General features: G+C 73.7%; 6 protein-coding genes and 2 riboswitches. Of the genes, 3 read left to right on the top strand and 3 right to left on the bottom strand.

The window, feature by feature from the left end:
- The 3 genes from nadB to ACR9ZG_RS16570 form a co-directional block, all read right to left on the bottom strand.
- Window positions 1–1,506, bottom strand: a 1,506-nt coding sequence (gene nadB / locus ACR9ZG_RS16580) for an L-aspartate oxidase (RefSeq protein WP_481285950.1), incomplete at its 3' end; no start/stop codon positions are given.
- A 1-nt stretch (window position 1,507) separates the two neighbouring features.
- On the bottom strand, window positions 1,508–2,809 hold the full coding sequence (gene nadA, locus ACR9ZG_RS16575) for a quinolinate synthase NadA (protein WP_481285949.1): 1,302 nt from the start codon (window positions 2,807–2,809) through the stop codon (window positions 1,508–1,510).
- Complete coding sequence (locus tag ACR9ZG_RS16570; RefSeq protein WP_481285948.1) at window positions 2,806–3,531, bottom strand: NUDIX hydrolase; 726 nt, start codon at window positions 3,529–3,531, stop codon at window positions 2,806–2,808. The genes nadA and ACR9ZG_RS16570 overlap by 4 nt, the downstream gene beginning before the upstream one ends.
- Window positions 3,532–3,663: 132 nt before the next feature.
- Window positions 3,664–3,763, top strand: a riboswitch (glycine riboswitch).
- 1 nt (window position 3,764) lies between these two features.
- A riboswitch (glycine riboswitch) is annotated at window positions 3,765–3,868 on the top strand.
- A gap of 62 nt (window positions 3,869–3,930) precedes the next feature.
- On the opposite strand from ACR9ZG_RS16570, the gene gcvT reads away from it, so the two are divergent.
- Genes gcvT through gcvP form a run of 3 tightly spaced genes read left to right on the top strand, consistent with a single transcriptional unit; the run spans window position 3,931 to window position 8,535 of the window.
- A complete protein-coding gene (gcvT, locus tag ACR9ZG_RS16565) occupies window positions 3,931–5,238 on the top strand; it encodes a glycine cleavage system aminomethyltransferase GcvT (protein ID WP_481285947.1) in 1,308 nt (435 codons plus the stop codon).
- Between the two features lies 1 nt (window position 5,239).
- Window positions 5,240–5,620: a glycine cleavage system protein GcvH gene (gcvH, locus tag ACR9ZG_RS16560; protein WP_481285946.1), complete on the top strand. Its 381-nt coding sequence runs from the start codon at window positions 5,240–5,242 to the stop codon at window positions 5,618–5,620.
- Window positions 5,621–5,637: 17 nt separating this feature from the next.
- Window positions 5,638–8,535 carry an aminomethyl-transferring glycine dehydrogenase gene (gene gcvP, locus ACR9ZG_RS16555; RefSeq protein WP_481285945.1) on the top strand — a complete coding sequence of 966 codons (2,898 nt, stop codon included), beginning with the start codon at window positions 5,638–5,640 and terminating at the stop codon, window positions 8,533–8,535.
- Window positions 8,536–8,662 lie beyond the last annotated feature (127 nt).

The raw sequence follows: 8,662 nt of genomic DNA, 5'->3' as shown, positions 1-8,662 counted from the left end.
GGCGAGCACGGTGTGCCGGGCGTCGCCCGGCGCCGTGAGCGGGTGGTCCGAGCGGAAGTGCGCGCCGCGGGACTCCTCGCGGGCGAGCGCCGCGGCGACCACGAGGCGCGCGAGCTGGAGGAGGTTGGCGTCCTCCCCGGGCGCAGGCATGGTCGTCGCGACGAGCTCGGCGGCGGCAGTGCGCAGGCCGGCGCCCGAGCGGTGGACGCCCGCGGCCTCCCACATCACGGCCCCCAGCCGGACGCGATCGAAGGGGAGCGACGGCGCGGAAGGAGCCGTGCCGACGGCTGCGCGCCGGGCGGCCGTGACCCACGCGGGAGCCTCCGGCCACTCCTCGCCGAGCGCGGCCACCGCCCGGTGACCGAAGACGAGCCCCTCCAGCAGCGAGTTCGAGGCGAGCCGGTTCGCGCCGTGCACGCCGGTGCAGGCGACCTCCCCCACGGCGAAGAGCCCGGGGAGGGTGGTGCGGCCGCTCGTGTCGGTCGCGACACCGCCCATCGCGTAGTGCGCGGCCGGGGTCACCGGAACAGGCTCCGTCGCCCAGTCGAGCCCCGCCGCGCGGCTCGCGGCGTCGATGGTCGGGAACCGCCCGGCCAGGAAGTCCCGCCCGAGCGCGGTCGCGTCCAGGACGACCGGGAGACCGTCCTGCGCCGCCATCTCGACCGCGATCCCGCGGGCGACCACGTCGCGCGGCGCGAGCTCGGCGTCGGGATGCACGTCGAGCATGAAGCGCTCGCCTCGGGCGTTCCGCAGTACCGCGCCCTCTCCGCGGACCGCCTCCGACACCAGGAACGATCCGGGCAGGGCCAGCGCGGTCGGGTGGAACTGCGTGAACTCGAGGTCGGCCAGGGCCGCGCCCGCCCGCCACGCGGCGGCGATGCCGTCGCCGGTCGCGACCTCGGGGTTGGTCGTGCGGGACCACAGCCGGCCGAAGCCTCCCGTCGCCAGGATCACGGCGTCGGCGTCGAGGGAGGTGGTGCTGCCGTCCGCGAGCCGCAGCGCCACTCCCGCGGCGGCGCCGTCGACGACGACCACGTCCAGCAGGAACGCGTGCTCGATCACGCGCACGCCCGAGGCGCGGACCGCGGCCACGAGCGCGCGTTCGATCTCGGCGCCCGTGGCGTCGCCGCCGGCGTGCAGGACGCGGGCGGCGGAGTGCGCCGCCTCCAGCCCGCGGGCGAGTCCGTCTCCGGACGTGTCGAACCGGGTGCCCAGCGCGAGCAGGTCCTGGATGCGGTCGGGGCCGTCGCCGCAGAGCGCCTCCACGGCCTCCCGCACGGTCAGCCCGGCGCCCGCGCGCTCCGTGTCCGCAGCGTGCGCCTCCGGGCTGTCGTCGGGGAAGACGGCCGCGGCGATGCCGCCCTGCGCATAACGCGTGTTGGCCTCGCTCAGCGCGGCCTTCGTGACGAGGGTCACGTCGTGCGCGACCCCGCCGCCCGCCTGCGCCGCCTCCAGGGCGGCGGTCAGCCCGGCGACCCCGCTGCCGACGACGACCACGCGGCTCATGTCAGGCCGCCATCGTCGTGTCGGGCCGGGCCGCGAGCATCCGCTCGAGCGCGATCCGGGCGGGGGCTGCGACCGACTCGGGCACCGCGACCTGGTTGAGCACCTCGCCGCGCACCAGGCCCTCCAGGACCCAGGCGAGGTAGCCCGGGTGGATGCGGTACATGGTCGAGCAGGGGCACACCACGGAGTCGAGGCAGAAGATCGTGTGCTGCGGGAACTGCGCCGCGAGCCGCTGCACCAGGTTGATCTCGGTGCCGATGGCGAAGGTCGACCCGGCGGCCGCCGCCTGGATCGCCTTGACGATGTAGTCGGTCGAGCCGTACTCGTCGGCCGCGTCGACGACCTCCATCGGGCACTCCGGGTGGACGATCACGCGCACGCCGGGGAACTCCGCCCTCGCGTGCTCGATCTGGCCGACCGTGAAGCGCTTGTGCACCGAGCAGAAGCCGTGCCAGAGGATCACGCGCGCGTCCTGGAGCGTGTCGACGCTCGACCCGCCGAGCGGCTTGCGCGGGTTCCAGAGCGGCATCGCCTCCACCGGGACGCCCATCGCCTTCGCGGTGTTGCGGCCGAGGTGCTGGTCCGGGAAGAAGAGGACGCGCTGGCCGCGCTCGAACGCCCACTCCAGCACGGTCGCGGCGTTCGAGGAGGTGCACACGATCCCGCCGTGCTCGCCGCAGAACGCCTTGAGCGCCGCCGACGAGTTCATGTACGTCACGGGGATGACCGGCACGCGGCCGTCGGCGTCGGGCTCGGTGCCGTACAGCTCCTCCAGCTGCTCCCAGCACTCCTGCACCGAGTCGAGGTCGGCCATGTCGGCCATCGAGCAGCCGGCGGCGAGGTTCGGGAGGATGACGCGCTGCTCCGGCCGCGACACGATGTCGGCCGTCTCGGCCATGAAGTGGACGCCGCAGAACACGATCGCCTCCGCCTCCGGCCGCGCCTTCGCCGCATTGGCGAGCTGGAAGGAGTCGCCGACGAAGTCCGCGTACTGCACGACCTCGTCGCGCTGGTAGAAGTGCCCCATCACCGCGACCCGGTCGCCGAGGGCCGCCTTGGCCGCGAGGATGCGCTCGCGCAGCTCGTCGGAGGACGCGGTGCGGTACTGCTCCGGAAGCTCGCCCTGGCGCGGCGCGTGCGCCGGGATCGGGTCGGCCATCGACGCCCCGGGACCGTACGAGGGCGGGGCGGCGTCGAACGTCCACGGCGCCTGCACGAGGTCTGGCGTGCAGGTGGCGCCGGGCGCGGCGCCGGTCTGGATGAGCCGGATGGTCGTGTCGACCGAAGCGGTGATGGTGCTCATTCTTCTCCTCCGAAGGGATGCTGCTGCCGCGGGAGCGGCCCCGCGTCGGCGAGGTCGATCGCGTCGTTGTAGCGGTAGAGCCGGGGCGGCCGGTGCGGCGTGCCGGTCAGGTACTCGTCGGTCGCGACGACGGCGCCGGAGGCCTCGATCGTGCGACGGAAGTTGGCCGGGTCGAGGGCGCGGCCGAGCACGGCCTCGTGCACCTCGCGCAGCTGGGCGAGGGTGAAGCGCTCGCCGAGGAAGGCGTGGGCGATGCGCGAGTACTCCATCTTGGTGCGCAGCCGCCAGAGCGCGTACTCGACGATCAGGTTGTGGTCGAAGGCGAGCTCCGGGAGGTGGTCGGCGGGGAACCAGGCGACGTTCTCGCCGACCTCGGCGCGCTCCGCCTCCTCGCCGCGCACCAGCGCCCAGTACACGATCGACACCACGCGCTCGGTGCCGGGGGAGCGGGAGGCGTCGCCGAAGGCGTACAGCTGCTCCAGGTAGCTGGGCGCGAGCCCGGTCGTCTCGTTGAGCGTGCGCCCCGCGGCGTAGCCGAGGTCCTCGCCGACGCGCAGCGGTCCGCCGGGGAGTGCCCACCGGCCCTGGAACGGCTCGCGGATGCGGCGCACCAGCGGCAGCCAGACCTGCGGCTGGCCGCCGGTCTCGTCGTCCTTGCGGAGGGCGAAGATCACGGTGGACACGGCGAGCAGCGCACTCGCGCGCTCGTGCTTCGTCGTCATGGCCGGTCCCTCCGGGGTTAGAGTCACACTGACTTTAACAACCGCCATCTTAGTGTCATTCCGACCTGAACGCCAACACCGGTGGATGCGGATATGCTGACTCCCAACAGCTCAACTGAACACAGGGCCATCGAGGTCGATGCGGGAGAGTCGCGAGGCGCAGGTCGTCGCGCGGCACCGAAGGAGCAATCCTCCCCGACAATCTCTCAGGTACGCGTACCGCATCGGACTGGCCACTCTGAAAAGCAGGGCAGCAGTCGTGCCCTCGCCCACGGTGAAAGCCGCACCCCGCGCAGCGGGAGGCGGTGAAACTCTCAGGCCGGATGACAGAGGGGGAGTTCTTCCCGGGGCCGCACGCCCCGCCGCCCCCGGCCGCACGGCCGGCGAATCGGAGAACTCATGACCTCGCAGCAGAGCAACGAGCGTAACGGCACCGAGCAGCACGGCACCGAGCAGCACGGCACCGAGCAGCACGGCACCGAGCCCCGCCTCTCCCCGCTCCACGACGCCCACGTCGCCGCCGGCGCCTCCTTCACGGACTTCGCCGGCTGGCAGATGCCGGTCCGCTACAGCGGCGACCTCGCCGAGCACCACGCGGTCCGCACGGCCGCCGGCCTCTTCGACCTCTCCCACATGGGCGAGATCGTCGTCCTCGGACCGGAGGCGGGGGAGGCGCTCGACTACGCGCTCGCCGGCCGCCTCTCGGCGCTGACGGTCGACCGTGCCAAGTACAGCCTCCTGCTGACCCGGTCCGGCGGCGTCATCGACGACCTCGTGGTGTACCGCACGGGGGCAGACCGCTACCTGGTCGTCGCGAACGCCTCCAACCGCGAGGTGGTCGCCGAGGAGCTGCGCGATCGCACCGCGCCCTTCGACGTCGAGGTCTTCGACGAGAGCGACGACGTCGCGCTGATCGCCGTCCAGGGCCCCGCGGCCCTGTCGATCCTGCTGGCGACGCCCGGCTTCGCCGCCGACGACGGCGCTCTCGACGGCGAGGACTTCGCGCAGCGCCTCACCGATCTCCGCTACTACCGCTGCCTGCCGGCCGAGTTCCAGACCCGGCCGGTCCTCATCGCCCGCACCGGCTACACCGGCGAGGACGGCTTCGAGCTCTACCTCGCGCCGGACGACGCCCGCGGCCTGTGGGACGCCCTGCTCGAGGCGGGCGCCGACCAGGGCCTCGTGCCCGCCGGCCTCGCCGCCCGCGACACGCTCCGCCTCGAGGCGGGGATGCCGCTCTACGGCCACGAGCTCGGCCGCGACACCCAGCCGGCGCAGGCGGGCCTCGGCCGGGTGGTCGATCTCGGCAAGGACACCGACTTCGTCGGCCGTGCCGCCGCCGAGGAGGGCCCCGACCCCGAGGCGCGCGTCCTCGTCGGGCTGATGGGCCAGGGCAAGCGCGCGGCCCGCGCCGGCTACCCGGTGCTCGCGGTCCTCGGCGGCGACGGAGGCGGCGACGACGCCGAGGTCGGCGTCGTGACCTCGGGCGTGCTCTCGCCGACGATCGGCGTCCCCATCGCGATGGCGTACGTCGCCCCCCGCTACGCCAGGCCGGGCACCGAGCTGCACGTCGACGTGCGCGGCTCGCGCCTGCCGTTCACGGTCACCGAGCTGCCGTTCTACCGCAGGAAGCCCGGCGCGACCTCCGGCCCGACCTCCGCATCCACCTCGACCTCCCCCTCCAGTGACCCCCGAAAGGACGGCTGACATGGCCGCAGAGCAGGACCTCCAGTACACCGCCGAGCACGAGTGGCTGCTCGTCGAGGGCGACGTCGCGACGGTGGGCATCACCGCGTACGCGGCCGACAAGCTCGGCGACGTGGTCTTCGTCGAGCTCCCTGACGCGGGGAGCGACGTGGCCGCGGGCCGTGTCGTCGGCGAGATCGAGTCGACCAAGTCGGTCGGCGAGCTGTTCGCGCCGGTCGACGGCACCGTCACCGAGGTCAACGACGCCGTCGTGGATGCTCCCGAGCTCGTCAACTCCGACCCGTTCGGCGACGGCTGGCTGATCAAGGTGCGCTTCTCGGCGCTCCCCGACGGCCTCCTGAGCTACGACCAGTACACCGCCGTCACCGGCGGAACCGACTGAAGGGTCAGCACCACCGCATGAGCGAGCTCTTCCAGACGCGTCACATCGGCACCGACGGCGACGCGCAGCGCAGCATGCTGTCCGCGCTCGGCTACGAATCGGTGGAGGCGCTGGTCTCCGCCGCCGTGCCCGACTCCATCCGGGCCGACGACTCCCGCGCCTCGGTGCTGCCGGCCCCGATCAGCGAGCGGGCCGCGCTGCGCGAGCTGCGTGCCATCGCCTCCCGCAACACCGTCAACCGGAGCCTGATCGGCCTCGGCTACTACGGCACGATCACCCCGGCGGTGATCAAGCGCAACGTGCTCGAGAACCCCGGCTGGTACACCGCGTACACCCCGTACCAGCCCGAGATCTCGCAGGGCCGGCTGGAGGCGCTGATCAACTTCCAGACGATGGTCGCCGACCTCGCAGGCCTCGACACCGCCAACGCCTCGATGCTCGACGAGGGCACCGCGGTGGTGGAGGGCATGCTGCTGGCGCGGCGTGCCTCCAAGGTGAAGAGCCCCCGCTTCGTGGTCGACGCCGACACCTTCCCGCAGACGCTCGCGCTGCTGCGCAACCGGGCGGACGCGGTCGGGATCGAGCTCGTCGTCCTCGACCTCGCCTCGACCGCGGCGGACGCGCCGGAGCTGTCCGACGCGTTCGGCGTGTTCGTGCAGTACCCCGGCGCCTCCGGCCGCGTGTGGGACCCGGAGCCCGTGCTGCGCGCCGCGAAGGCGGCGGGCGCGATCGTGGTCGCCGCCGCCGACCTCCTCGCCCTCACCCTGCTGCGCTCGCCGGGCGAGCTCGGCGCCGACGTGGCCGTCGGCACCACGCAGCGCTTCGGCGTGCCGATGGGCTTCGGCGGCCCGCACGCCGGGTACATGGCCGTGCGCGCCGGACTGGAGCGACAGCTCCCCGGCCGGCTCGTCGGGGTGTCGCAGGATGCCGCGGGCAAGCCCGCCTACCGGCTCACCCTGCAGACGCGCGAGCAGCACATCCGCCGCGAGAAGGCCACCTCCAACATCTGCACCGCCCAGGTGCTGCTCGCGGTCATGGCCGCCATGTACGGCGTCTACCACGGCCCCGCGGGGCTGCGCGCGATCGGCAACCACGTGCACCTCGCGACCGCGGCGGTCGCCGACCTGCTGCGCGCCTCGGGCGTCGAGGTCGTCTCGCGGTCGTTCTTCGACACCCTCCAGGTCGAGGTCGACGACGCCGCGGAGGTCGTGGCGCGCGCCCACGAGCGCGGCCTGCTGCTGCACGCGACCGACGCGGGACTCGTCTCGCTCAGCCTGGACGAGGAGTCCGCCGCCGACCTCCGCGACGGCTCGTTCCCGCTCCGCGACCTGGTGGAGGCCCTCGGCGGCACGGTCGACGGCGAGCCCGCACTGCGGTTCGGCTCCGAGACGTCCTTCGAGCCGGCGCTCGCCCGCACCTCCGCGTACCTGACCCACCCGGTGTTCAGCACGCACCATTCCGAGACGGCGATGATGCGCTACCTGCGCCTCCTGCAGGACCGCGACTACGCCCTCGACCGCGGCATGATCCCGCTCGGCTCGTGCACGATGAAGCTCAACGCGGCGACCGAGATGGAGGCGGTGACCTGGCCGGAGTTCGCGGCCCTCCACCCCTTCGCCCCGGCGGCGGACGTGGCGGGCAGCCTCGAGCTGATCGACCAGCTGGAGACCTGGCTCGCCGACGTCACCGGCTACGACACGGTCTCGCTGCAGCCCAACGCCGGCAGCCAGGGCGAGCTCGCCGGCCTCCTCGCGATCCGCGGCTACCACCGCTCGCGCGGCGACGACCAGCGCACCGTGTGCCTCATCCCGCAGAGCGCCCACGGCACGAACGCGGCCTCGGCCGTGCTCGCCGGCATGCGCGTCGTCGTGGTCGCGACGGACGAGCTCGGCAACGTCGACCTCGACGACCTCCGCGCCAAGATCGCGGAGAACGCCGACGTGCTCGCCGCCCTGATGATCACCTACCCGTCGACGCACGGCGTCTACGAGCACGAGGTCGTCCGGATCACGGCGGCCGTGCACGAGGCCGGCGGTCAGGTGTACGTCGACGGCGCCAACCTCAACGCGCTGCTCGGATACGCGCGGTTCGGCGACTTCGGCGGCGACGTCAGCCACCTCAACCTCCACAAGACGTTCTGCATCCCGCACGGCGGCGGCGGCCCCGGCGTGGGCCCGGTCGCCGCGAAGGCGCACCTCGCGCCGTTCCTGCCTGGGCACCCGATGGCGCAGGATGCGACGCATCCGGCCGCCGGCGGAGGCCGCGTCGAGCATGGCGGCGGACCGGTGTCCGCCGCGCCGTACGGCAGCCCGAGCATCCTCCCGATCAGCTGGGCCTACGTCCGGATGATGGGGGCGCAGGGGCTGCGCGACGCGACCGGCGCCGCGGTGCTCTCGGCGAACTACGTCGCCGCGAAGCTGCGCGAGCATTTCCCGGTGCTGTACGCGGGCGACAACGGCCTCGTCGCGCACGAGTGCATCCTCGACGTGCGCCCGCTCACCGAGCGCACCGGAGTGACCGTGGACGACGTGGCCAAGCGCCTCATCGACTTCGGCTTCCACGCCCCGACGATGTCGTTCCCGGTGGCCGGCACCCTCATGGTCGAGCCGACGGAGAGCGAGGACCTCGCGGAGCTCGACCGCTTCGTCACCGCGATGATCGCGATCAAGGCCGAGGCCGACGCGGTCGCCGCGGGGGAGTGGCCCGTCGACGACAACCCGCTGCGCGGCGCGCCGCACACCGCGGAGGCCGTGGTGGCCGCCGACTGGAGCCACCCGTACACCCGCGAGCAGGCCGTGTACCCCGTCCCCGGCCTCGTCCGCGGCAAGTACTGGCCGCCGGTGCGCCGCATCGACCAGGCCTACGGCGACCGCAACCTCTTCTGCGCCTGCCCCCCGCCCGAAGCCTTCGCCTGACCGCGCCCAGCCGCCCGGGGCGGGGGGGGGGGGGGCGGGGAAATGTGCGCGCGGGGCGCGGCGCGGGGGGGGGGGTGGGGGGGGGGGGGGGGGGGGGGGGGGGGGGGGGGGGGGGGGGGGGGGGGGG

This window comes from Leifsonia sp. KNZ12-8B (genome assembly GCF_056755495.1).
Note: the sequence above shows the minus strand (reverse complement) of the source record. Positions and strands in the feature narration are given on the sequence as shown.

Bases quoted from the DNA above. Each gene is read 5' to 3' on its own strand.
- gcvT (WP_481285947.1), top strand. From the start codon at position 3,931: ATGACCTCGCAGCAGAGCAACGAGCGTAACGGCACCGAGCAGCACGGC.
- ACR9ZG_RS16570 (WP_481285948.1), bottom strand. From the start codon at position 3,531: ATGACGACGAAGCACGAGCGCGCGAGTGCGCTGCTCGCCGTGTCCACC.
- gcvH (WP_481285946.1), top strand. From the start codon at position 5,240: ATGGCCGCAGAGCAGGACCTCCAGTACACCGCCGAGCACGAGTGGCTG.
- nadA (WP_481285949.1), bottom strand. From the start codon at position 2,809: ATGAGCACCATCACCGCTTCGGTCGACACGACCATCCGGCTCATCCAG.
- gcvP (WP_481285945.1), top strand. From the start codon at position 5,638: ATGAGCGAGCTCTTCCAGACGCGTCACATCGGCACCGACGGCGACGCG.